Origin of the sequence: Nonomuraea aurantiaca, assembly GCF_020215705.1 — a bacterium.
Taxonomy (GTDB): Bacteria; Actinomycetota; Actinomycetes; order Streptosporangiales; family Streptosporangiaceae; genus Nonomuraea; species Nonomuraea aurantiaca.
The window spans coordinates 71,629-94,937 of record NZ_JAIWNB010000006.1; the positions used below are offsets into that span (position 1 = coordinate 71,629).

21 protein-coding genes are annotated in these 23,309 nt (G+C 70.7%); 12 read left to right on the forward strand and 9 right to left on the reverse strand.

Annotated features, from left to right (window positions below; genetic code table 11):
- Entirely contained in the window at positions 1-1,182 is a 1,182-nt protein-coding gene (locus LDL49_RS16415; protein WP_225291921.1) for a CynX/NimT family MFS transporter, read from the reverse strand.
- 69 nt (positions 1,183-1,251) lie between these two features.
- Between LDL49_RS16415 and LDL49_RS16420 the strand changes: the two genes are divergently transcribed.
- Positions 1,252-2,232, forward strand: coding sequence for a LacI family DNA-binding transcriptional regulator (locus LDL49_RS16420; protein ID WP_372470373.1), 981 nt, complete (start codon positions 1,252-1,254; stop codon positions 2,230-2,232).
- On the opposite strand, the gene LDL49_RS16425 is transcribed toward LDL49_RS16420, so the two are convergent.
- Positions 2,198-3,547 carry an MFS transporter gene (locus LDL49_RS16425; RefSeq protein ID WP_225291922.1) on the reverse strand — a complete coding sequence of 450 codons (1,350 nt, stop codon included), beginning with the start codon at positions 3,545-3,547 and terminating at the stop codon, positions 2,198-2,200. The genes LDL49_RS16420 and LDL49_RS16425 overlap by 35 nt on opposite strands.
- Positions 3,548-3,658: 111 nt before the next feature.
- Here LDL49_RS16425 and LDL49_RS16430 point away from each other — a divergent pair, with 111 nt between their 5' ends.
- From LDL49_RS16430 to LDL49_RS16470, 9 genes are all read left to right on the forward strand, one after another.
- The gene (locus LDL49_RS16430; RefSeq protein ID WP_225291923.1) at positions 3,659-4,645 is read left to right on the forward strand and encodes an ArsR/SmtB family transcription factor; all 987 of its coding nucleotides are present in this window, start codon (positions 3,659-3,661) and stop codon (positions 4,643-4,645) included.
- Between the two features lie 123 nt (positions 4,646-4,768).
- Positions 4,769-5,734, forward strand: a complete 966-nt coding sequence (locus LDL49_RS16435; RefSeq protein WP_225291924.1) for a sugar-binding transcriptional regulator — start codon at positions 4,769-4,771, stop codon at positions 5,732-5,734.
- A 231-nt stretch (positions 5,735-5,965) separates the two neighbouring features.
- Positions 5,966-7,063 (forward strand): ABC transporter substrate-binding protein, encoded by a 1,098-nt coding sequence (locus LDL49_RS16440; RefSeq protein WP_225291925.1) that lies wholly within the window; start codon positions 5,966-5,968, stop codon positions 7,061-7,063.
- Between the two features lie 18 nt (positions 7,064-7,081).
- Positions 7,082-7,873, forward strand: a complete 792-nt coding sequence (locus LDL49_RS16445) for an ATP-binding cassette domain-containing protein (protein ID WP_225291926.1) — start codon at positions 7,082-7,084, stop codon at positions 7,871-7,873.
- On the forward strand, positions 7,870-9,105 hold the full coding sequence (locus LDL49_RS16450; RefSeq protein WP_225291927.1) for a sugar ABC transporter permease: 1,236 nt from the start codon (positions 7,870-7,872) through the stop codon (positions 9,103-9,105). The genes LDL49_RS16445 and LDL49_RS16450 overlap by 4 nt, the downstream gene beginning before the upstream one ends.
- Positions 9,105-10,580 (forward strand): FGGY-family carbohydrate kinase, encoded by a 1,476-nt coding sequence (locus LDL49_RS16455; RefSeq protein ID WP_225291928.1) that lies wholly within the window; start codon positions 9,105-9,107, stop codon positions 10,578-10,580. The genes LDL49_RS16450 and LDL49_RS16455 overlap by 1 nt, the downstream gene beginning before the upstream one ends.
- A complete protein-coding gene (locus tag LDL49_RS16460; RefSeq protein ID WP_225291929.1) occupies positions 10,577-12,037 on the forward strand; it encodes an FGGY-family carbohydrate kinase in 1,461 nt (486 codons plus the stop codon). The genes LDL49_RS16455 and LDL49_RS16460 overlap by 4 nt, the downstream gene beginning before the upstream one ends.
- Positions 12,034-12,648: a histidine phosphatase family protein gene (locus LDL49_RS16465; protein ID WP_225291930.1), complete on the forward strand. Its 615-nt coding sequence runs from the start codon at positions 12,034-12,036 to the stop codon at positions 12,646-12,648. The genes LDL49_RS16460 and LDL49_RS16465 overlap by 4 nt, the downstream gene beginning before the upstream one ends.
- Positions 12,645-13,664, forward strand: a complete 1,020-nt coding sequence (locus LDL49_RS16470) for a 2-hydroxyacid dehydrogenase (RefSeq protein WP_225291931.1) — start codon at positions 12,645-12,647, stop codon at positions 13,662-13,664. Before LDL49_RS16465 ends, LDL49_RS16470 begins: the two co-directional genes overlap by 4 nt.
- Here LDL49_RS16470 and LDL49_RS16475 read toward each other — a convergent pair.
- From LDL49_RS16475 to LDL49_RS16495, 5 genes are all read right to left on the reverse strand, one after another.
- Positions 13,654-14,511 (reverse strand): carbohydrate ABC transporter permease, encoded by an 858-nt coding sequence (locus tag LDL49_RS16475; protein WP_225291932.1) that lies wholly within the window; start codon positions 14,509-14,511, stop codon positions 13,654-13,656. The two genes, LDL49_RS16470 and LDL49_RS16475, sit on opposite strands and share 11 nt — an antisense overlap.
- Positions 14,508-15,389 carry a carbohydrate ABC transporter permease gene (locus LDL49_RS16480; protein WP_225291933.1) on the reverse strand — a complete coding sequence of 294 codons (882 nt, stop codon included), beginning with the start codon at positions 15,387-15,389 and terminating at the stop codon, positions 14,508-14,510. Before LDL49_RS16480 ends, LDL49_RS16475 begins: the two co-directional genes overlap by 4 nt.
- A 59-nt stretch (positions 15,390-15,448) precedes the next feature.
- Positions 15,449-16,747 (reverse strand): ABC transporter substrate-binding protein, encoded by a 1,299-nt coding sequence (locus LDL49_RS16485; RefSeq protein WP_225291934.1) that lies wholly within the window; start codon positions 16,745-16,747, stop codon positions 15,449-15,451.
- Between the two features lie 469 nt (positions 16,748-17,216).
- On the reverse strand, positions 17,217-18,647 hold the full coding sequence (locus LDL49_RS16490) for a penicillin-binding transpeptidase domain-containing protein (protein WP_225291935.1): 1,431 nt from the start codon (positions 18,645-18,647) through the stop codon (positions 17,217-17,219).
- A gap of 35 nt (positions 18,648-18,682) precedes the next feature.
- Positions 18,683-19,042, reverse strand: coding sequence for a MerR family transcriptional regulator (locus LDL49_RS16495; RefSeq protein ID WP_225291936.1), 360 nt, complete (start codon positions 19,040-19,042; stop codon positions 18,683-18,685).
- Between the two features lie 97 nt (positions 19,043-19,139).
- On the opposite strand from LDL49_RS16495, the gene LDL49_RS16500 reads away from it, so the two are divergent.
- Positions 19,140-20,063, forward strand: coding sequence for an aldo/keto reductase (locus LDL49_RS16500; RefSeq protein WP_225291937.1), 924 nt, complete (start codon positions 19,140-19,142; stop codon positions 20,061-20,063).
- 73 nt (positions 20,064-20,136) lie between these two features.
- Here LDL49_RS16500 and LDL49_RS16505 read toward each other — a convergent pair whose 3' ends face one another.
- On the reverse strand, positions 20,137-20,787 hold the full coding sequence (locus LDL49_RS16505) for a TetR/AcrR family transcriptional regulator (RefSeq protein WP_225291938.1): 651 nt from the start codon (positions 20,785-20,787) through the stop codon (positions 20,137-20,139).
- A 93-nt stretch (positions 20,788-20,880) separates the two neighbouring features.
- On the opposite strand from LDL49_RS16505, the gene LDL49_RS16510 reads away from it, so the two are divergent.
- Positions 20,881-22,182 (forward strand): GH1 family beta-glucosidase, encoded by a 1,302-nt coding sequence (locus LDL49_RS16510; protein WP_225291939.1) that lies wholly within the window; start codon positions 20,881-20,883, stop codon positions 22,180-22,182.
- A gap of 175 nt (positions 22,183-22,357) precedes the next feature.
- Here LDL49_RS16510 and LDL49_RS16515 read toward each other — a convergent pair whose 3' ends face one another.
- Positions 22,358-23,248 carry a coiled-coil domain-containing protein gene (locus LDL49_RS16515; RefSeq protein ID WP_225291940.1) on the reverse strand — a complete coding sequence of 297 codons (891 nt, stop codon included), beginning with the start codon at positions 23,246-23,248 and terminating at the stop codon, positions 22,358-22,360.
- Between the last annotated feature and the right edge of the window lie 61 nt (positions 23,249-23,309).

The following is a 23,309-nucleotide window of genomic DNA, read 5'->3' on the forward strand; positions in this document are numbered from 1 at the left end:
CTACCGGTAAGCCTTGTCCAACGTAGCAGGACGCCCCGCGAACCAGCCGGCCAGGAGCTGCGCCCCCAGCACCCCGAGCCCCGTCAGCAAGGACACCGTCCACCCGCCGGACACCTGCCTGAGCAGCCCGAACAGGACCGGCCCCAGCGCGGCCACCGCGTACCCCACCGACTGCGCCACCGACGACAGCGCGGTCACCGACGCCGGGTCGGGCGCGCGCAGCGCGATCAGCAGCAGCGCCAGCGCGAACGAGGCCCCCTGCCCGACCCCGAGCACGACCATCCACACCCACGGCAGCCAGGGCGCGGCGACCGGGGCCAGCAACATGCCGAGGTACCCGGCCACGGTCAGCAGCCCCGCCCCCATCACGAACGGCACCTGCGACGGCCGCCGCCCGGCCAGGATCGGCACGGCGAGCGTGGCGCCCACCTGGACCAGGTTCGTCACACTGAGCAGGTAGCCGGCCTGATCGGCGGGCAGGCCGGCGTCATGGAAGATCGTCGGCAGCCAGGCCAGCAGCACGTAGAAGGTGAACGACTGCAGGCCCATGAGCGCGGTCACGTACCAGGTGATCCGGCTGCGCAGCACCACCCCGAACGGCCGCGGCCCGCCCTGCGGCCCCGCCTGCCCGCGCAGCGCCTGCGGCAGCCAGAGCAGCGCGGCAAGCAGCGCGGGCACGGCCATCAGCGCCGAGACGCCCCGCCAGCCGTAGCCCGTGGCGTGCTCGACGGGGATCACCAACGCCGAGGCGGTCGCGGCGCCGCCCACGATCGCGGAGCTGTAGACGCCGGTCATCAGGTTGACCCGGTCGGGGAAGTACTCCTTGGTGATGCCGGGCATGGCCACGTTCATCACGGCGATGGCGGTGGCCGCGATCGCCGAGCCCGCGTACAGCGCGGGGACGCCGTCGAGGCCGCGCAGCACCACGCCGGCGGCCAGCACGAGGAGCCCGGCGAGCAGCGTGCGGTCCAGCCCGATCCGGCGCGCGAGCAGCGGCGCGATCGGCCCGAACACGCCCAGGCAGACCACCATCACCGTGGTGATCCCGCCGCCGGCGGCGGGTGTGAGGCCGACGTCGTTCATGACCTCGTCGAGGAGCGGGGAGACGCCGGCGATCGCGGGCCGCAGGTTCAGCGCGGCCAGCACGAACCCGGCGACGAGGAGTGCGGATCTCGGCGACATAGAACCTCTACTCTCGCATAACCCTCTGACAACGTTGTCTGGCCGTCCTACTTGGGAAAGGATCCAAGAGTGAGACCGACGATGAAGGATGTCGCCACGGCAGCCGGGGTGGCGCTCAAGACGGTCTCGCGCGTCGTGAACGGCGAGCCGGGCGTCAATCCGGCGACGGCCGAACGGGTGCGCGAGGCCATCGACCGGCTGGGCTACAGCCGCAACGAGAGCGCCCGCGTGCTGCGCAGGGGCCGCACCGCGACCGTCGGGCTGGTCATCGAGGATGTCGCCGACCCGTTCTACGCGGGGCTGAGCCGGGCGGTGGAGGAGGTGGTCATCGGTGAGGGCTGCCTGCTGCTGAGCGGCTCGTCCGGCGAGAAGCCGGCCAGGGAGCGCGAGCTGGTGCGCACGTTCTGCGCCCGCCGGGTCGACGGTCTGATCGTGGTGCCCGCCGGTGACGACCACTCCTACCTGCGTCCCGAGCTCGACGCCGGGACGCCCGCGGTGTTCGCGGACCGGCCGCCCGGGCCCGGCCTGGACGTCGACACCGTGCTCAGCGACAACGCGGGCGGCGCCAGGGAGGCCGTCGGCCACCTCCTGGCGCACGGCCACCACCGGATCGCCATGCTCGGCGACCATCCGTCGATCTACACGGCGGCCGAGCGGCTGGCGGGTTACCGCGCGGCTCTCGGCCCGCTCTTCGACTCCCGGCTGGTGGCGATGCGCGGGCCCGCGCCCGAGACGGTCTGGGACGACCTGGAGCGGATGCTGGCGCTCGACTCGCCGCCGACCGCCCTGTTCACCGGCAACGGGCGGCTCACCGTGACCGCGCTGCGCGCCCTGGGCGGGCGGCGGATGGGGCTGGTCGGGTTCGACGACTTCGAGCTGGCCGACCTGCTGACGCCCGGGGTGACGGTGGTGGCCCAGGACCCGGCCGGGATGGGCCGGGTGGCGGCCGAGCTGCTGTTCCGCCGCCTGGCAGGGGACGGCGGGCCGTCGGAGCACGTCGAGCTGCCGGTACGCCTCATCCCCCGCGGCTCGGGCGAACTACCTCCGTGACCTCCGGGCCCGCCTCTCCGGCCGAAGCCGGGTAGGCGTCTCCAGCTAGAGCCGGGCGAGTGTCCGGGCGTAGTGCGCCTGACAGGGCCAGGGCGACGAGGACGCCCGCGACGCCCGCCGCGAAGATCGCCGGTCCCGGTCCGATCGCCTCGCCCAGGACGCCGATCGCCGCCGCGCCGATCGCCTGCCCGGTCATCAGCCCGGCCGACAGCAGCCCGAACGCCTGGCCGCGTACCTCCTCCGGCACCGCGTCCACGAAACGCCGCTGCAACCCGAGCTGGTAGGACACCCCGGCGGCGGACACGGCGGCCAGCACCGCCGCCCACGCCACGCCGGGCGCCATGAGGAAGGCCAGCCACGGCAGCCCGATCAGCACCGCCAGCGGCAGCGACAGCCGCTCCCTGACCGCCGGAGCCGCGAACCGCCCCACCGTGAACTCCCCGACCGCCATCCCACCGGCCGCCGCCGCCAGCACCACCCCCGCCTGCCCCTGGCCACCCAGATAGGGCACGACCATCGCCTCGGCCCCGGCCAAGCACATGCACGGCAGCCAGCTCGAAAGCAGCAGCCCCCGCACCCGCCGATCGACCATCAGCGACCGATTCACCCGCAGAGTCACCCGCACGGCCCCACCGCCCGAGCCGCGACCCGCCGCCCCATCACCGGCCGCCGCCGTACGGCCGCCTGCCGCGCCACCAGCAGCCGTACCACTGCCTGCCGCGCCCCGGCCAGGCCGGTAAGGCAGGCCGTACCGGAGTACCAGGGCGGCCACCGCCGAGAGCGCCGCCGTGACCGCCAGCGCCCCGCGCGGCCCCGTGACCGCCAGGAAGGCACCCCCCACGGCCAGCCCGGCGATCTGGGCGCCCGCCGAGGTGACCCCCATCAGCGACCGCGCCAGCACGAACGCGTCCCCGGGCAGCACGTCGGGCAGCAACGCACTGCGCGCCGCCCCGAACACCGGCGCGAACAGCCCCGTCACCAGCACCAGCCCGAGCATCACCGGCACCGGCAGTCCGGCGAAGGCCAGCAGCAGGCACACCACCACCCTGACCAGCTCGCCCACGACCATCACCGCCCGAGGCGGCAGCCGATCGGCCAGCGAGAGCAGGAACAGCCCGCCCAGGATGTACGGCAGCCACCCGGCCATGTACGCGGCGGCCGAGAGCCCCGGCGACCCCGTCTCCGCGTACACCAGCACCGACAGCGCCAGCATCTTGATCGAGTCCCCGGAGATCAGCAGCGCGAAGCTGCCGAACAGCACCCGGAACTCCCGCACCGCGAACACCTGCCCGAAGGTGGCCCCACGCTCGGTCAACCCGCACCTCCACATTGAAAGGGCGGCTCCGGAGGGAGGTCTCGGAACCGCCGGTCACGATGCTGCGGGACCAGGCCCGGCGAAGGCGACACTTTCGGATATAAACGAAAGGTGTTCAGGATCGAGGTCACCCCGCAGGACGTGGTGGCCAGCCGGTTCGCCATCTCGCCGCTGATCGAGACCATGCACGCGCAGTGGGTCCTCGAAGGGCGTACCAGGGCGGGCGCGCACCGGCGGTGGGTGGACAGGTGGCACGAGCGGTACAAGGAGCTCGCCGCCCGCCACCCCGCCCTGCGCGCCATGGCGGCGATCACCGGCAACAAGGGCAGCGGCAACGTCGACTTCATCGCGCCGCCGCCCGCCGGGATGAGCGTGCCGTTCGAGACCGAACTGGCCGCCATGCGCACGACTCCGGTCGGGCAGGCGCACGCCGAGATCGCCTCGGTCCTGGCCCAGCGGCCGCCCGTGCCGGAGTGGACCAGGCAGCTGCTGCTCGGACCCGACGTCGTCCAGGTGCTGGCCGACGCCTACGAGGTGCTGTGGACGGAGATCCTGTCCGCGGACTGGCCGCGCTTCCAGGCGATCCTGGAGCGCGACGTGGTGCAGCGGGCGGGCCGGCTCGCGGCGTACGGCTGGGCGGCCGCGCTCGACGACCTGAGCGAGCAGGTCCGGTGGCACGGCGACGGGTACATCGAGGTCCGGATGGGCCAGAGCGAGGAGCGGCACCGACTCGGCGGCAAGGGGCTGCTGTTCCTGCCGTCGGCGTTCGTGCCCGCCGTGGGCGCCTATCTGGAGGACGCCTGGCCGTACGCGCTCACGTACCCGGCCCGCGGCACGGCCGTCGAGGCGCCCGCGACGGGAGCGGGGGCGGCCCTGGCGGTGCTGATCGGCCGCACCCGGGCCCGCATCCTCGCCGAGCTCGCCGTGCCCGCCACGACCACCCACCTCGCCGCCCTGCTCGGACACAGCCTCGGCACCACGGGCGGCCACCTGGCCGCCCTGCGCCGCACCGGCCTCATCGCGGGCACCCGTACCGGCCGCGCCGTCCTGTACGCCCGCACCCCACTCGGCGACGCCCTCGTAGCGGGAAACAACTGAAGCACGGGTACGCGCGCGAGGACCGATGATAGTTCGGCAGACTCGATACCCCCTTGATCTGAGGGCACGAAGGTATAGTCACATCCGTCCAGCACAACTGTTCAGGCCCGAGGGAGCGCGCGCATGAAGGCCGCCGATGTCGCGCCAGAGGCGCAGGCCCGGTTCCCGCACGATCTCATGTACGCGGCAGCGACCCAGTACTACCTCGAAGACGCCACCCAGGCCGACATCGCCAAGCGGCTGGGCGTCAGCAGGGCGACCGTGAGCCGGCTGCTCACCGAGGCCCGCCGCCAGGGCATCGTCGAGATCAAGGTGCACCGGCCCGCCACCCTTGAGGACGGCCCCCTGGCCGCCAGCGTGGCCGAGGCGCTGCGGCTGCGGCGCGTCCACCTGGTCCCCAAGGTCAGCGGCCCGGCGCTGGGCCCCTGGCTGGCTCCGGGGCTGGCCCGCGCCCTGGCCGGGGTGGGGCTGGAGTCCGGCGACGTGGTGCTGGTCTCCTCCGGCAGCACGGTGTACGAGTGCGCGCGCGAGGGGCTCGGGCAGTTCCCCGGCGTCACCATCGCACCGGCTGTGGGCGGGCAGGAGGAGCCGCAGCCGTGGTTCCAGACCAACGAGACCACCCGCATCCTGGCCGAACGCGTCGGCGGCGTGCCCAGCTACCTGTACGCGCCCGCGCTGCCAGGGCCCGAGCTGTTCTACTCCCTCCAGCACGAGCCGTCGGTGCGCAAGGTCATGGACCTGTGGGCGCACGCCAAGTGCGCCATCGTCGGCGTCGGCTCCGCGCCGCTGATGCGTCAGGTCGTGCCCGCCTTCATGCCGCGTGACGCGGAGAGCCTGCGCGAGGCCGTGGGCGACGTCTGCATGCGCGTCTACGACCGGGCCGGCGAGCCGGTCTCCTATCCGGGCAGCGAGCGCCTGGTGGCCCCCGGCCTGCACGAACTACGCCGCATCCCGTCGTCGATCGCCGTCGCGGTGGGCGCCGAGAAGGTGCTGTCCATCATCGCGGGCGCCAAGGGCGGCTACTTCAACCAGCTGGTCACCGACGTCCTGACCGCCGAGGGCCTCCTCGCCGCCGCCCGGCGCTCCTGACGTTCCTGATAGACAGCCGACAAACCGGGAACGAACCCCAAAGGACTACTTCTTGCCCAAAACCAGGCTCAAGCCCTGAACACTTTTGCTGGACAATTATTCAGACCTCGCGCTAGCGTGAGCCGCACCACAGGACGTGGCCGGTTGTGAGCGGCTTGTCTCCCGTGGAGTTTTCGGGGGAGCGACGCGATCAGCGAGTCTGTGAGGACGTAGTGAGTGAGGAAAGAACCCGTGAAGAGAGTTCAGATGCGGACCTCCGCGTTCGCCGCGGTTGTAGTCATCGCAGGGTCGGCGCTGGCCGCCTGCGGCTCCGGTTCCACCGGTGGTGACAGCGGCTCCAGCAGCACCAAGGCGGGCGGCGGCGCGGAGAACGCCAAGGTGGCCTTCCTCATGCCCGACCTCGCCTCGACCAGGTACGAACTGCAGGACAAGCCGCTGTTCGAGGCCAAGATGAAGCAGCTCTGCCCGAGCTGCACGGTCATCTACCAGAACGCCGACTCCGACGCGGCCAAGCAGCAGCAACAGGCGAACTCGGCCCTGGCGCAGGGCGTCAAGGCCATCGTGCTCGACCCGGTCGACTCGGCCGCCGCGGCAACGATGGTCAAGACGGCGCAGTCGCAGGGAGTGGCGGTCATCGCCTACGACCGGCCGATCCCGGCCACGCCCGCCGACTACTACATCTCGTTCGACAACGAGAAGATCGGCAACATGATCGCCCAGTCCCTGGTCGACCACCTCAAGAAGGAGAACATCCAGGGTGGTCTCCTGGAGGTCAACGGCTCGCCCACGGACGCGGCGGCCGGCCTGATCAAGAAGGGCATCCACAGCGCGATCGACCCGAGCGGCTTCAAGCTGCTGGCCGAGTACGACACTCCCGATTGGCAGCCGGAGAAGGCCCAGACCTGGGTCAGCGGCCAGATCACGCAGTTCAAGGACCAGATCGCCGGCGTGGTCGCGGCCAACGACGGCACCGGCGGCGGCTCGATCGCCGCGTTCAAGGCGGCCGGCGTGAAGGTGCCGCCGGTCACGGGCAACGACGCCGAGCCGGCCGCCGCCCAGCGGATCATCGCCGGCGACCAGTACAACACCATCTCCAAGCCGATCAAGATCGTGGCGGAGGCGTCGGCCGACGTCGCCTACCAGTTCATGCAGGGCAAGAAGCCCGCGGGCAAGACCACGCTCTACAACACCCCGTCCCAGCTGTTCGTCCCCACGGTCGTGACCAAGGAGAACATCAAGGCGGTCCTGTTCGACAGCGGCATCATGAAGGCCAGTGAAGTGTGCACCGGCGAATACGCCAAGGGCTGCGCCGACCTGGACATCAAGTAAGGCTAGGGAGGAGCGGCCTTGTCGCCCACACAGCAAGCGGACAGCGTTCTGTCCCTGCGGGGGATCAGCAAGACGTTCGGAGCGGTCGCCGCGCTCACCGACATCGACCTCGATGTCGCGGCGGGCCAGGTCATGGCCATCGTCGGCGACAACGGCGCGGGCAAGTCGACGCTGGTCAAGATCCTGTCGGGGGTGCACCCGCCCGATTCGGGGACGATCACCTTCGAGTCGCGGGACATCCACATCCCGACGCCGGCGGCGGCGCACAAGCTCGGCATCGCCACCGTGTTCCAGGACCTCGCCCTGTGCGAGAACCTCAACGTGATCCAGAACCTGTTCCTGGGCCAGGAGGTCCGCCCGCTCCGGCTGAACGACGTGGCGATGGAGACCCGCTCCTGGGATCTGCTCCGCCAGCTGTCGGCGAAGATCCCCAGCGTCCGGGTGCCGGTGGCCGCGCTCTCCGGCGGCCAGCGGCAGACGGTGGCCATCGCCAGGTCGCTGCTCGGCGACCCCAAGGTGATCATCCTCGACGAACCGACCGCCGCCCTGGGCGTCGCCCAGACGGCGGAGGTGCTCAACCTGGTCGAGCGGCTCCGCGAGAACGGCCTCGGCGTCATCATGATCAGCCACAACATGGCCGACGTGCAGGCCGTGGCCGACACCGTGGCCGTGCTCCGGCTCGGCCGCAACAACGGGGTGTTCGACGTGGGCGCGGTCTCCACCGAAGAGATCATCGCCGCCATCACCGGCGCCACCGACAATGCGGTCTCCCAGCGCCAGGCGCGCCGCAAGGAAGGTCTGCCCTCATGAACAGCACGCTCACCACGGACCGCCAGGACGAGCGGCTGAGCGGGAACGAAGGGCTGCGCGGCGCGATCGCCGACGTGGTCGAGCGGGCCCGTGGCGGCGACCTGGGCGTGATCCCCGTCGTGGTGGGGCTCATCGTCATCTGGACGGTGCTGCAGATCCTCAACCCGATCTTCCTGTCCAGCGCTAACCTGGTGAACCTCACGCTGGAGTCGGCCGCGACCGGCATCATCGCGCTGGGCATCGTCTGCGTGCTGCTGGTCGGCCAGATCGACCTGTCGGTCGGCTCGGTCAGCGGCCTGTCGGGGGCCGTGCTCGCCGTGCTCTTCGTGGTCAAGGGGCTGCCGGTCTGGCTGGCCATCGTGGCCGCGGTCATCATGGGCGCGGTGATCGGCTGGGTGTACGCGCAGCTGTTCAACCGCTTCGGGGTGCCGAGCTTCGTCATCACGATGGCCGGGCTGCTGGCCTTCCTCGGGCTGCAGCTCTACGTGCTGGGCACCAAGGGCTCGATCAACCTGCCGTTCGACTCGGGCCTGGTGAACTTCGCGCAGCTCGACTTCGTACCGGCCTGGCTGTCGTACTGCTTCGCGGTGATCGCGGCCGTCTGGCTGTTCGGCAGCGGCTACCTGCACGCCCAGGAGCGGCGGCGCGCCGGGCTGTCGGCCAGGAGCCTGTCCATGCTGCTCATCAGGAGCCTGGCGCTGCTGGCCGTGCTGGCCTTCGTGGTCTATTACCTCGGGCAGACCCGCGGTATCGGCTGGATGTTCATCTTCTTCGTGGCGCTGGTGCTGATCATGCACTACATGCTGTCGCGTACCAAGTGGGGCCGGGCCGTCTACGCGGTCGGCGGCAACGTGGAGGCCGCGCGCCGCGCGGGCATCAACGTCAAGGCTGTCTACACCTCGGTGTTCGTGCTCTGCTCGTCGTTCGCGGCGGTGGGCGGCATCCTCGCGGCGGCCCGGCTGGCCGCGGCGAACCAGAGCAGCGGCTCGGGCGACGTCAACCTCAACGCCATCGCCGCGGCGGTGATCGGCGGGACGAGCCTGTTCGGCGGGCGCGGCACGGCCTTCGGCGCGCTGCTCGGCATCATCGTCATCCAGTCGATCTCCAGCGGACTGACCCTGCTCAACCTCGACTCCTCCATCCGCTTCGTGGTCACGGGCATCGTCCTGCTGCTCGCGGTCGTCGTCGACTCGATCGCCCGCAAGTCGCGGACCTCCCACGGACGCGCCTGATGGCGGTCATCTGCGTCGACGCGGGGACCACCGTCATCAAGGCCGTCGGATACGACGAAACGGGCGCCGAGACGGCCGTCGCCCGGCACGGGACCACCGTCTCCAGACCCGCGCCCGGCCATGCCGAGCAGGACATGGACTCCGTCTGGGACGCGGTCGCCGGCACGGTCCGCGAGGTGGCCTCCCGGCTCGGCACCGCGCCGGACTTCGTCGCCGTGACCGCGCAGGGCGACGGCTGCTGGCTGGTCGACGCGGCGGGCCGGCCCACCGGTCCGGCGATCCTGTGGAACGACGGCCGGGCCGCCGCGACGGTGGACCGCTGGAACCGCTCGGGGCTGGCCGCCGACGCCTTCCGCGTCAACGGCTCCTCCGCCGCCTCCGGTCTCCCCCACGCAATCCTGACCTGGCTGAACGAGCACGACCCCGACCGGCTGGCCCGCTCGGCCGTCAACCTGTCGTGCGGCGGCTGGATCTTCTCCCGGCTGACCGGCGAGTTGGCCGCCGACGAGTCCGACGGCTCGGCCCCCTTCATGGACCTGCGCACCCGCGCCTACTCCCCCGCGCTCCTGGCCATGTTCGGCCTGGAGTGGGCCGGGCACCTGCTGCCCGAGCTGCGCGACGACACGCGCCGGGTGGGCGCCCTGACGCGGGAGGCCGCCGAGCTCCTCGGGCTGCCCGCCGGGACACCGGTCGTGATGGCCCCCTACGACATCGCCGCCACGGCCATCGGCGCCGGCACCGTGGGCCCCGGCCAGGCGTGCAGCATCCTGGGCACCACGCTCTGCACGGAGACCGTCGTCGAGCGGCCCGACCTGGACGGCGAGCCCGTCGGCATCACGATCGCGATGCCCGACGGCTACCTGCGCGCCTTCCCCACCTTCGCCGGGACCGAGGTCCTCCAGTGGGCCTGCCGGCTGCTCGGCCTGGACGGCCCCGCCGAGCTGGGCGAGCTGGCCGCCACCGGCCCGCCGGGCGCGGGCGGGCTGTCCTTCCAGCCCTACTTCTCCCCCGCCGGGGAGCGCGCGCCGTTCTCCGATCCGCTGGCCAGGGGCGCGTTCCTCGGCCTGTCCTTCGAGCATGGGCGCGAGCACGTCGCCCGGGCCGTGCTGGAAGGGCTCACGCTCGTCATCCAGGACTGCCTGGCCGCCTCCGGTGAGGGGCCGCACGAGCTGCGGGTGTGCGGCGGCGGCTCGGCCAGCGCGCTGTGGCTGCGGATGATCTCCGACGTCACCGGCCTGCCGGTCTTCCGGTCGGGTGACGCCGAGGTCGGCGCCAGGGGCGCCTTCCTGGTCGGCCTGGTCGCCACGGGCGCGGCCACGAGCATCGAGGCCGCGGCCGACCGGTACGTCCGGCTGCGGGATGCCGTACGACCCGAGTCCGGCGCGTACGGCACGGCCTACCAGGACTTCCTGGCCCTGCGCGAGACCAGCGCCCGATCATGGCCGCTGCTCGCCGAGATGCGGGGGCGCTCGTGAGCGTCTGGATCGGTGTGGACCTGGGCACGCAGAGCGTCCGGGCGATGGCCGTCACGGACGGCGGCGAGGTGCTCGGCGCGGCGAGCAGGCCGCTGACCAGCCACCGCGACGGGCCCCGGCACGAGCAGGACCCTGAGGAGTGGTGGCGGCAGCTCGCCGCCGCCACCCGCGAGGCTCTGCGCGACGTGCCGCCGGAGCGGATCCGCGGCGTCGCCGTAGCCGCGACCTCGGGCACGATTCTGCTGACCGGCCCCGACGGCGCCCCGCTGACCCCCGGCCTGATGTACGACGACCGGCGGGCGGCGGCCGAGGTGGCCCGGATCGACTCGGTCGGCGCGGCCGTCTGGCAGCGGCTCGGCTACCAGCGCATGCAGGCCAACTGGGCGCTGCCCAAGCTGCTGTGGCTGCTGCCTGACGCCCCGCCCGGCGCCCGCCTGGCCCACCAGAACGACTTCGTGAACCGGCGCCTGGTCGGGCGCGAGGTGGCCACCGACCTGAGCAACGCGCTCAAGACCGGCGTGGACCTGATCGAGGAGCGGTGGCCGTACGAGGTGTTCGACGAGCTGGGGGTGCCCGCCGAGGCACTGCCCGACGTCGTACGGCCCGGCACCACGCTCGGCACGGTCTGCGCCGAGGCCGCCGCGAGCACCGGCATCCCGCTCGGCACCCCGGTGATCGCCGGGACCACCGACGGGTGCGCGGCGCAGCTCGGCGCCGGGGCCATGACGCCGGGCAGCTGGAACTCCGTCATGGGCACCACCCTGGTGCTCAAGGGCGTCACCAGGGAGCTGATCCACGACCCGCTGGGCGTCGTCTACTCGCACCGCGCGCCGGACGGCTCGTGGCTGCCGGGTGGCGCGTCGAGCACGGGCGCGGGGGTGCTGACCCGCGAGTTCGCCGGGCACGACCTCGACGCGCTGAGCGCCCAGGCCGCCGCCCGCTTCGGCCCCACCGCCACCGGCGGCGCCACGGAGCCGGTGGTCACCTATCCGCTCGTGTCGCGCGGGGAGCGGTTCCCGTTCGTGGCGCCCGAGGCCGAGGGGTTCACCCTCGGCCGGCCCGCCGACGACGTCGAGCGCTACGTGGCCATCCTGCGCGGCGCGGCGTTCGTCGAGCGGCTCTGCTTCGACTATCTCGACCTGCTGGGCGCCCCGGCGGACGGGGAGATCGTGCTGACCGGCGGAGCCACCAGGAGCGCCTACTGGACCCAGCTGCGCGCCGACGTCCTCGGGCGTCCCGTCACACTGCGGGAGAACGCCGAGCCCGCGCTCGGCATGGCCGTACTGGCCGCGGGAGACAAGGGAGACGCGGCCGGGATGATCCGCACCCGCGCGGTCGTGGACCCGGCCGGACCCCGCATGGACGAGACCTACCTACGCTTCGTCACCGAACTGGAAGGACGCGGCTGGCTGCCCGCGAGCGCCGCCGACCACGCCCGGGAGAGGACCGCGCCATGACCCACATCGCACTGGTGCGCCACGGGGAGTCCGTCTGGCATGCCGAGAACCGCTACGCCGGGCTCAGCGACATCGAGCTGACCCCGCGCGGCCTCGACCAGGCCGGGCAGCTGGCCTCCTGGGCCGGCCGGGCCGGGCTGTCGGGCGTCTGGGCGTCCACGCTGAGCAGGGCCCGCATCACCGCCGCCGCCAGCGCCGAGGCGGCGGGTGTGGAGCTGCGGGTGGACGAGCGGCTGCGGGAGCTCGACTTCGGCCAGGCTGACGGGCTGACCGCGGCGGAGATGCGCGAGCGGTTCCCCGAGGCCCGCGCCGCCTTCGAGGCCGACCCCGCCACGAACCCACTGCCGGGCGGCGAGGACCCCAAGCTGGCGGCCGACCGGTTCACCGAGTGCCTTCGAGACATCGCCGCGGCCCATCCCGCCGGCCGGGTGATGGTCGTCGCCCACACGACCGTCATCAGGATCGCGCTGTGCCGGCTCATGGGCGTGCCGCTGGGTGAGTACCGACGGCTGTTCCCGAGCCTGGACAACTGCGCCATCACAGAGATCCGCCCGCGGGACGGCCAGGTGGCGATCCTGCGGTACAACTCCCCGATTGGAGCTCTTCGTTGACCATCCGAGTCCTTGCCGCCGGCGACCACTTCGTCCAGAACCGCCTCTTCATCGACGCGCTCCGGCACGCGGTTCCCGGTGACGTGGAGATCAGCGAGCTGACGCTGCCGTGGCCGGTGGTGCCGTTCGGCCGGGTGAGCGAGGTGGACGAGGCATCCGATGTGGAGGACGAGCTGATCGAGGCGCTGCGTGGCGTCGAGGTCTGCGTGACCCAGATGGCCCCCCTGACGAAGCGGGTGCTGGACGCGTGCCCGGAGCTCAAACTGTTCTGTGTCAGCCGGGGCGGCCCGGTCAACGCCAACCTGGACGCGGCCACCGAGGCGGGGGTCGCGGTCACGTTCGCGCCGGGACGCAACGCCGTGGCCACCGCCGAGCACACCCTGGCCATGCTTCTCGCGGCCACCCGCCGCATCCCCCAGACGCACGCCGACCTGGCGGGGGGCGTCTGGCGGGGCGACTACTACACCTATGACAACGTCGGGCCGGAGCTGGAGGGCTCCACGGCGGGCCTGGTCGGCTACGGCGCGATCGGCAGCCGGGTGGCCCGCATGCTGGAGGGCTTCGGGGCGGAGGTCCTGGTCTACGACCCTTACGTGGAAATTTCAGGACAGGTGGAGTTGGACGAGCTGCTCGAACGCGCCCAGTTCCTCTCCCTGCACGCGCGGGCCACCCCCGAGACCATCGGCATGATCGGCGCACCGCAGATCGCCGCGATGCCCCGCGGGTCCGTCATCGTCAACTGCGCGCGCGGCTCGCTGCTCGACTACGACGCCCTGTGCGACGCGCTGGACTCGGGACACCTGTTCGGCGCCGCGGTGGACGTCTTCCCCGAGGAGCCCATCCCGGCGGGCTCGCGGCTCCTCACCACCCCGAACCTGGTGATGACCCCGCACCTGGCCGGCGCCAGCAAGGAGACGGCCATGAACGCCGCCGAGATCGTCGCCGAGGACGTGGCCCGCTACGTCCGCAAGGAGCCGCTCAAGCACTGGGCCAACCCGGCGGCGCTCATCCCTTGAGCGCGCCCGCCATCAGGCCGCGCATGAAGAACCGGCCGAGCAGCACGTAGATCAGCATCGTCGGCACCGAGGCCAGGATCGCCGCCGCCATCTGCTGGCTGTACGGCGTGGCCTGGGCGCCGGCGATGTTGTTGAGCATGACGGTCGTCGGCCAGCTCGTCGGCCCGGTGAGGAAGACGGCGAACAGGAAGTCGTTCCACATCGAGGTGAACTGCCAGATGATCACCACCGCGATCGCCGGCGCGGACACCGGCAGCACGACCGACCAGTACGTACGCAGCATCCCCGCGCCGTCCACCCGAGACGCCTCGATGAGCTCGTCCGGGATGGTGACGTAGTAGTTGCGGAAGATCAGCGTGCAGATCGGGATGCCGTAGACCACGTGCGCCAGCGTCAGCCCGGGGATGCCGCCGTAGAAGACGCCCTGCAGCCCGGTCAGCTCGTTGAGGTTCACCAGGAGCTGCACCAGCGGGATCATCACCCCCTGGTAGGGGATGAACATGCCGAACAGGAACAGCGTGAACAGCAGGTCCGCGCCCGGGAAGCGCCATTTGGACAGCACGTAGCCGTTCATGGAGCCGAGCACGCAGGACAGCAGCGAACCCGGCACGGCCAGCAGGACGGAGTTCCACAGGCCCGGGGCCAGCTTCTCCCACGCCACGCGCCACGCCTCGAAGGTCCAGGTACGCGGCAGGTTCCACGCCTGGCCCGGGTCCGCCTCGGTGAGCGGCTTGAAGCTGGTGACCAGCAGGACGTAGATCGGGATCAGGAAGATCACCACGAAGGCGATCAGCAGGACGAGCCGCACCCCGGTGGACACCCGCCGGCGCCCGATCACCGCGGTCATGAACGCCTCTCCTTACGCACGGACCAGATGAGGTACGGGATGACGAAGACGGCCACGCTCAGCACGATGTACGAGGCGATCGTGGCGCCCTTGGCCGGGTCGTGGGAGTCGAACACCGCCACCCACATGAACACGGCGGGCACGTCGGTGATGATCTGCTTGCCCGACACCGCCACGATCAGGTCGAACACCTTGAGCGAGATGTGCCCGAGGATGATCAGCGCCGACAGCGTCACAGGGCGGAGCATCGGCAGCACGACGTACCGGTAGACGCCCCACTCGTTGCACCCGTCGACCCGCGCCGCCTCGCGCAGCTCCTCCGGCACACCGCGGAACCCCGCCAGGAACAGTGCCATGACATATCCGGACATTTGCCAGACTGCCGGAAGGGCCATCGCGGCCATCCCCCAGTCCGGATCCCGGAACCACTGCCACTGCGGCAGCCCGATCCAGTCGAACAGCCGGTTGAGCCCGACCGCCCGCTGTTCCATCCCCGAGTTCATCAGCCACCGCCACACGATGCCGGTCGCGACGAACGAGATGGCCATCGGGAACAGGTAGATTGCCCGGAACGTCCCCTCGCCCCTGATCCCCTTCTCCATGAGGAAGGCCAGGAACCAGCCGAGCACCAGCGCGCCCAGCACGAACACGAGCGTGAACATGATCGCGTGCTGTACCGAGAGATGCCATCGAGGCAGGTCCCAGATGTCGACGAAGTTCTTCAGCCCGACGAACTTGCCCTCGGACACCTCGTCGTGCTTGTCGGTCATGGCCAGCCGGAAGTTCCAGCCCAGCATGCCGTACACGAACACGCCGATCGCGATGATGGACGGCGTGACGAGGAGTAACCCAGGCAGCCAGGTGCGTGCCCGCCTCACAACATCCCCTCCAAGAGGTACGGCAGGCGCGAAACGCCTGCCGTACCCAGGTGACTGTCTTACTGCGCGTTGGCCGTTGCCGCGTCGGCGAGCCCCTTCTGCAGGGCCGCGACGTCCTTGCTGCCGATGAACAGGCCGACCGCCTCGGTGATCGAGGCCAGCCACGGCTGGTTCACCGACACCCCGTGCTGGATGGAGCCGGCCAGCTTGTTGCTCGACCAGTCCTTCAGCGCGTCCGCCAGGTAGTCGGTGTAGAGCGACTGGTCGGCGTCCTTACGGGCGGGGATGGAGCCCTTCTTCGGGTTGAAGGCGTCCTGTCCCTCCTTGCTGGCCGCGACCTTGAGCCAGGCGATGGCCCCGTCACGGTTCTTGGCGCCCTTGGGCAGCGTGAAGCTGTCGGACAGCCACAGGTAGGTGCCCTCGGTGCCGGGAGAGGGCGCCCAGTCGAAGTCCTCCTTCGACTTCTTGCCCAGGCCGCCGTCCGGCGGGTTGTGGAAGTAGCCGTAGGCCCAGTCGCCCATGACGTTGAACGCGGCCTCGCCGTCGGCCACCTGCTTGGCCGCGGGCTGCCAGTCGTCCTGCGGGTCGCCCGCGTACGACATGATCGTCTTGAAGCTCTCCAGCGCCTTCTTCACCTCTGGGCTGCCCCAGTTGGCGCCCGGCTTGAACAGCGCGTTGTAGGCGTCGGTGCCGAGCGAGCCGAGCAGCACGCTCTCCATCAGGTGCACCACGGTCCACTCCGAGCCGATGGACAGCGGGATCTTGCCCTTGGCCTTGACCTTGCCCAGGTCGGCGATGAACTCGTCCACCGACTTGGGCGCGGCCGCGATCCCCGCGTCCTTCAGCAGCTTCGGGTTGAACCAGAGCACATTCGACCGGTGGATGTTGACCGGCACCGAGTAGATCTTGCCGTCCACGCTGATCTGGTCGATCAGCTGGGAGGGGAAGACGTCCTTCAGCTTCAACTCGTCATAGAGGGAGTTGAGGTCCTCCAGGTCTCCCGCCTTGATGTAGCCCTGCAATTCGGCGCCCGCGTGACCCTGGAAGGTGTCCGGCGGGGTGTCCGCCTGCAACTTCGACTGCAGCAGCGCCTTGGCCTTGTCGCCGGAGCCGCCCGCGACCGCCGCGTCGAAGAAGGTGTAGTTCGGGTTCTGCTTCTCGAAGATCTCCCGCATCGCCTTCAGACCGTCGGCCTCACCCGGCCCGGTCCACCACGAGAACACCTCGACCTGCTTCTTCTCGCCGCCACCCGTGGCCTGCGGGCTCGCCGTTGCGCCGCCGCCGCTACCACCGCAGCCGGCCAGGCCGAGCACGCTCGCCATAGTGATCGCGACGGCCGCCAACCACCGTCGTCGCATCGCACACCGTCCCTTCGAAACCCCGAGTGGTGAAGGTTGACAACGTTGTCAGTAGGGCCATCAACCCACTTCGCACTTGGAGCCGTCAAGGCATGTGCCGGTAACAGGTCCGCATAGGCGCGACGACCAGCCCGGTAGTTGGGCGGGCCCGAGCCCTGCGCGGCTCGAGCCCGCTGTCACGCGTCCGGAACCAGACCCCCACCCCTCCGAGGAGGCCAAGCTCCGCCTGGACACGCGACGCCCCATTGGATCGAGCCACGACGCCCCTGACTGAGAGGCGAGATCGCAAGGTGCGGTCGATCACACGCAGAACGTTAGACATGCGGGCCGGACACCGCATGCGTCGAGATGGCCATTCGAGGATGTAACCGTTCGACCCCCGAGATGTGTAGAGAGGTCTGTGCAGCCCCATATGTAGGAGGAGAAGAGTGCCGAGGTCATCCCCGTGGGCGCGTGTTGGCGTACCTCATTAGGAGAGTGCCGCCTCCAGGACCGCGCGGGCGATGAGGGCGGCGGTCGACGGGGCGGCGTCCTCCAGGACCACGCCCACGGCCACCTCCGGCGTGTCCGCCGGGGCGAACGCCGTGAAGAGCGCGTGATCATCACCGGCCCCCGACTTGGCCGCCACCTTCACCCCCGGGATGGCGGCCGCCGTACCGGGCCCGCCGGCACCGGTGACCGTGAGCATCATCGACGTGAGCTGGCCGGCCAGGACGGCGGGCATGGTCACCCGGTACGGCGCCGGGTCGGCCCGGTCGATGAGCGAGCCGTCCGGAAGGCGTACGTCCTCCACCAGGTACGGGCGCATGAGAACGCCGCGGTTGGCGACGGCCGCCGACAGCATGGCGATCATCAGCGGGGTGGCCCGGACGTCATGCCGCCCGATGGCCGACAGGGCGGTCTGGGCCCGGTCCATGTTCGGGGGATAGGTGCTGGCGGTGACCTGCAACGGGATCGTGAGGTCGCGGTCGTTGAAGCCGAACGCCTCCGCCTGGTCGCGCAGGATGTCCTGCCCCAGCTGGAGGCCGATGCCGGCGAAGGCCGTGTCGCAGGAGGACCGGAAGGCGTCCGGCAGCGTCGGATGGGCGTCGCCGCAGGGGCCGCCCGTGTCGGGCAGGTAGGCCGTGCTGCCGGGCAGCCGCAGCCGGGCGGGGGCGTCGACCCGTGAGGTGGGCGTGTACTCGCCCGACGACAGCGCGGCGGCCGCGGTGACCAGCTTGAACGCGGAGCCGGGCGGATATCTCTGGCTGACCGCCCGGTTGAGCAGCGGCCCGGTGGGGTCGCCGCGCAGGCGCCGCTCCGTCTTGGCCAGCTCGGCGGGGTCGGTGGTGGTGTAGGCGTTCGGGTCGTACGACGGGTAGCTGGCCAGGGCGAGGATCGCGCCGGTCGCCGGGTTGACGGCGACCGCGGCGCCCGGCCGGCCCGCCGCCCTGAGGCCCTCGTACGCGGCCGCCTGCGCGCGGTCGGTGATCGTGAGCCGGACGTCGGCACCGCGGGCCTTGCCGTGCCGGACGAGCGAGCGGACCTGGATCCTCGGGTCGTCGCCGGACAGGACGTCGTCCGCCGCCCCCTCGATGCCCGTGGTCCGGTTGAGCGACGCCGTCCCGGTCACGGGGGCGTAGCGCTCACCGTCGGGGTAGACCCGGCGATACGCGTACGGCCCGCGGGCCGTCGCCCGGCTCATGGCGACGGTCGTGCCGTCATAGGTGAGGATGTCGCCGCGCGGATGGTCGAACCTGGCGATGACCAAGCGCTGGTTACGCGGATCGGCGTTGAGCCCCCGAGCCCCGAACCCCTGGATCACCGTGACGTTGGCCAGCACCGCGAACAGCAGCATCGCGCACCCCTTGGCGACGCGGCGCAGCGGGATGTTGATCCGTCTCGCCCTGGGTCCGGCCATGGTCCCGGTCTAACAACCGGACCCCAAAGACAGGGCTAGACGACTCTGCGGTAGTAGGAAATCTTGTCGTGGATGTAGCGCTGACGCTCGGTGAGGTTGGCGATCTGGTCCCGGACGCGTCCGTCGTGCTCCTCCAGGAGCTTGATCCGGTCGGCGATCGTGTGGTCGCCCTGCCGGACCAGGTCGGCGAAGCGCAGCATCTCGGCGATCGGCATGCCGGTGTCGCGCAGGCAGCGGATCGTGCCGAGCCAGCCCACGTCCTCCTCGGTGAACCTGCGCTGCCCGGCGGCGTTACGGCTGACGGGCTCCAGCAGGCCGATCTTCTCGTAGTAGCGCAACGTGTCCAGGGTGAAGCCGGTCTCCTCGACCACTTCGGCGGGTGTGTAGACGCTCACGGCAGAAGCATCGCACCTGGAGCCGACTCCAGGTCAACCAGTTCTCCACCGAGGTCGGCTTGACATGGAGCGCACTCCAGCTTTCACGATCTCCACCATGAACATCGCACTGGGCACGATTCCGTTCGGCACCGCCGTCGACGAGAAGGACACTTTCGCCATTCTGGACCGGTTCGTCGAGGCCGGGGGCACCATGCTGGACACGTCCAACAACTATCCGTTCTGGGTGCCGGGATGCACGGGCGACGAGAGCGAGCTGGCCATCGGCTCCTGGCTCGCGGCGCGCGGCAACCGGGACCGGGTGTTCCTGAGCACGAAGACCGGCGCCCGGCCCACCGTCCCCGGCGACGACACGCTCGCCTCGGCGGAGGGACTGTCCGCCGCCGCCATCGGCAAGGCGATCGAGGGCAGCCTGCGGAGATTGCGGACGGACTACATCGATGTGTATTGGTCGCACATCGAGGACCGCTCCGTACCCCTGGAGGAGACCCTGGGGGCATTCGACGACCTGGCCCGGCAGGGCAGGATCCGCAGCGCGGGGGCCAGCAACCTGGCCGCCTGGCGGGCCGAGCGGGCCAGGAACCTGTCGGCGGCGCGGGGCTGGCTGCCGTACACATGCCTGCAGCTCCGGCACACCTACCTGCGCCCGCGACCGCTCACCCGGCTGGCCGAGGCAGCCCACACGCTGGCGACGGACGAGACGCTGGATTATGTACGCGCCGAGCCCGACGTGACGCTGTGGGCGTACAACACGCTGATGGCGGGCGCCTACACACGGGCCGACCGCCCCATTCCCGACATCTACCACCATCCGGGTACAACCCGACGGCTCGCGGTCCTGCAAGAGGTGGCGGCTGAGGTGGGGGCCACGCCCAACCAGGTGGTGCTGGCCTGGCTGCTGGCCGACGGGCACGTCCCGATCGTCGGTGTCTCCACGATGGACCAGCTCAACGAGGCCCTGGGCGCGGCGGACGTACGGCTGGACGACGAACTGCGCACCCGACTGGACGCGGTGTCCTGAGACCGGTCGCGGGAGCGCTCCCGCGGAGTGCCGCGAGGAAGCGGCAAGCGGGCCGTCAGCGGCGAAAGGACCGTCAGGGCAGGTGGTCGGCCAGGTAGCGGTGGACCAGCTGCTTGCACTCGGCGATCAGGTCGGAGTCACCGTCGGGACGCACCCGGAACGCCAGCTTGAGCACCGCGTCCGTGGCCTCGACCGCCACCAGCAGGGCCCGGTCGAGCCCCGGCCCGACAGGCGCGTCGAGCAGGTCCACGGTGAGGGCCCGCAGCCGGTCGGCGACGACGACGTTGTTCTCCAGCGCGGCGTCGAGCATCCGGTCGGTGCCCTTGAGCGCCGGCCCGCCCGGCGCCGTCAGCACCTCCCCGAAGTCGACCACCGCGAACCCCGGAGTGGTGCGCTTCATCACCACGAACTCGTCGATGGCCAGGTCGACCAGGTCGGTCCAGTGGTCGAGACCGGCCTCGGCGATCCGCTCCGTGAGCCGCTCGGTGATGCGCTGCAGGAAGGCGTCGAGGTTGCGCAGGGCCAGCGCTCGCACCAAGCCCTGCTTGTCGGAGAAGAACTGGTAGAACGTGCCTATCGGCACCTCGGCCCGGCGCGCGACCTCTTTGGTGGTCAGCGCCTCGTAACCGACCTCGTCGAGCAAATGTGCGCACTCGTCGAGCATCCGTTCGACTCGCTCCACGCTGCGGCGTTGGGCTGGACGCCGGCGCAGGGTACTCGTCATGCCCCCCATCTTGGCGTATTACCGCCAGGTAGGGTTCACCGAGCCTCCGCGAGTTAACATGAGTGCCACTCGGATGATCGCTTAGGAGTGCGCATGTTCCTGTGGGGTACGGCTACCGCCGGCTACCAGATCGAGGGCGCCGTCAAGGATGACGGCAGGGGCGCCTCCGTCTGGGACACGTTCGCCCACGAGCCGGGCCGCATCCGGGACGGGCACACCGGGGACGTCGCGTGCGATCACTACCACCGCTGGCCCGAGGACGTCGCGCTCATGGCCGACCTGGGCGTCAACGCCTACCGCTTCTCGATCGCCTGGCCCCGCGTCCTGCCCCAGGGCACGGGCCGGGTGGAGCCGAGGGGTCTCGACTTCTACGACCGGCTGGTCGACGGCCTGCTGGCGGCGGGGGTCGCGCCGGTGCCGACCCTGTTCCACTGGGACCTGCCGCAGGCGCTGCAGGACATGGGCGGGTGGATGAACCGCGATATTTCCTACTACTTCGCCGATTACGCGGCGATAGTGGCCGAGCGCCTGGCCGACCGGGTGCCCATGTGGATCACGCTGAACGAGCCCTTCGTGCACATGGCCTTCGGGTACGGCATGGGCATCCACGCCCCCGGCCAGACCCTGCTGTTCGACGCCCTGCCCGTCGCCCATCACCAGTTGCTCGGCCACGGCCTGGCCGTACAGGCGCTGCGCGCGGCCGGAGCGCGGCAGGTGCTGATCACGAACAACTGCACCCCGGTCTGGCCCGCCTCCGAGGAGGCAGCGGACCTGGCGGCGGCCGACGCGTACGACACCCTGCACAACCGCCTGTTCAACGACCCGATCCTGCTGGGCGAGTATCCGGACCTGAAGGCCATCGGCGCCATGGACGTGGTCCGCGACGGCGACCTGGCCGTCATCTCCGCGCCCCTGGACGGCCTGGGCATCAACTACTACAACCCCACCCGCATCGGCGCGCCCACGGACGACGGCCTGCCCTTCACCGATCACGGCATCACCGGCTACCCCACCACCGCCTTCGGCTGGCCGGTCGTCCCGGACGGCCTGCGCGAGCTCCTGACGGGCCTGCGCGCCAGGTACGGCACCGCGCTGCCGCCGGTGTACGTCACGGAGAACGGCTGCTCCCAGGACGACGTCCCCGGCCCGGACGGCACGATCGACGACCAGGGCCGCATCGCCTTCCTGGACGGCCACATCAGGGCGGTGGAGCAGGCGGCGGCGGAGGGCGTCGACGTGCGGGGCTACTTCGTCTGGTCGCTGCTGGACAACTTCGAGTGGGCCGAGGGCTATCACCAGCGCTTCGGCCTGGTGCACGTGGACTTCGCCACCCAGCGCCGCACCCCGAAGGCGTCGTACACCTGGCTCCGCGACCTCCTCGCCACCAAGCGCTAGCACGGTCTCCCTACCTAGGGACCCCAGCCTCCACGGACCGCCCACTCCCCCGCCCCCGGAGGGGCCATCCACCCCAAGGACCCCAGCCCCCACGGACGTCTACTTCCGCTCCCCCGGAGGGGGGTATCCCTCCAAAAGGACACCAGCCCCAACGGACCGTCATTCCGCACAGCCGCTAGAACACCGACACATGCACGTGGTCGTAGTGGTTGGCCGTGACCCCACCCCGGTCCGACATGGGGTCCCAGCCGCCCCCCGACCGGATGTCGTAGTAGCGCTGCTTCCAGATGATGTACATCACCCCGATCCGGGGCCCGTTCTTGATCAGCCACTCGGCCAGCGCGTCACCCCGGTCGGCGTCGGCCCCCGTGGCCGCCCGGCCTCCGCTCGACATCATGAAGTCGCACGCCCGGCCCTTGCCGTGCTCGCCGGGGTCGCCAGGACGCAGGCAGCCCACCCCGTACGGCATGGGGAAGTTCCGCATGATCTCCGCGCGTACCGCGATCATGCGCGGCGTAAGCCCCGAGGAGCCGCCCGGCTGCTGGAAACCGTACTTGGCGAGGAGCCGCTCGATCTCGCGGCGCTTGCCCTGCATGGTCTTGATCTCTTTTTTCAGCTTGCTGATCTTCTCGGCGACGGTCCGCTTGGCCTCCGCCGACTTGTCGATCAACGTCTGAATGCTCTTGACCTTGTTGATGCGCTCGTTGGCCAGATAGGTCATGTTCGCCGCCTGGCCGAGCGCGAGGGTGGGGTCGACGGTCGAGGCGAACAGCTGGGTGCCGTCGAGCGGTCCCACGATGTAGGTGCTCTGGGCGATCGAGGACACCTCGGCCTTGGCCCTGGCGAGCTGGGCCTCCAGGTCGCCGGAGTTGTCGGTGGCCCTCTTGGCCTGGATCCGGATCTCCTCCAGGCTCTGGATCTGGCCCCGATAGAGCTCGTTGAGCTGGGTCGCCTGCTTGGTCAACTTGCGCAGCTCGGCCGGGTCGGGATCCGCGAAGACCGGGAGGGGGAACGCGAACAGCCCCACCAGGACGATGGCGAATAGGGCGAAACGACTGATTTTCACGTCCGTCCTCCCCTCATAGACGGACCGAAACTATAGAAGATGATCTTGAATATTGTCACCT

Excerpts from the sequence above, each read along its gene's own strand:
- LDL49_RS16415 (WP_225291921.1), bottom strand. The coding sequence starts at position 1,182 with ATGTCGCCGAGATCCGCACTCCTCGTCGCCGGGTTCGTGCTGGCCGCG.
- LDL49_RS16435 (WP_225291924.1), top strand. The coding sequence starts at position 4,769 with ATGAAGGCCGCCGATGTCGCGCCAGAGGCGCAGGCCCGGTTCCCGCAC.
- LDL49_RS16450 (WP_225291927.1), top strand. The coding sequence starts at position 7,870 with ATGAACAGCACGCTCACCACGGACCGCCAGGACGAGCGGCTGAGCGGG.
- LDL49_RS16455 (WP_225291928.1), top strand. The coding sequence starts at position 9,105 with ATGGCGGTCATCTGCGTCGACGCGGGGACCACCGTCATCAAGGCCGTC.
- LDL49_RS16465 (WP_225291930.1), top strand. The coding sequence starts at position 12,034 with ATGACCCACATCGCACTGGTGCGCCACGGGGAGTCCGTCTGGCATGCC.
- LDL49_RS16475 (WP_225291932.1), bottom strand. The coding sequence starts at position 14,511 with ATGACCGCGGTGATCGGGCGCCGGCGGGTGTCCACCGGGGTGCGGCTC.
- LDL49_RS16485 (WP_225291934.1), bottom strand. The coding sequence starts at position 16,747 with ATGCGACGACGGTGGTTGGCGGCCGTCGCGATCACTATGGCGAGCGTG.
- LDL49_RS16490 (WP_225291935.1), bottom strand. The coding sequence starts at position 18,647 with ATGGCCGGACCCAGGGCGAGACGGATCAACATCCCGCTGCGCCGCGTC.
- LDL49_RS16500 (WP_225291937.1), top strand. The coding sequence starts at position 19,140 with ATGAACATCGCACTGGGCACGATTCCGTTCGGCACCGCCGTCGACGAG.
- LDL49_RS16505 (WP_225291938.1), bottom strand. The coding sequence starts at position 20,787 with ATGACGAGTACCCTGCGCCGGCGTCCAGCCCAACGCCGCAGCGTGGAG.
- LDL49_RS16510 (WP_225291939.1), top strand. The coding sequence starts at position 20,881 with ATGTTCCTGTGGGGTACGGCTACCGCCGGCTACCAGATCGAGGGCGCC.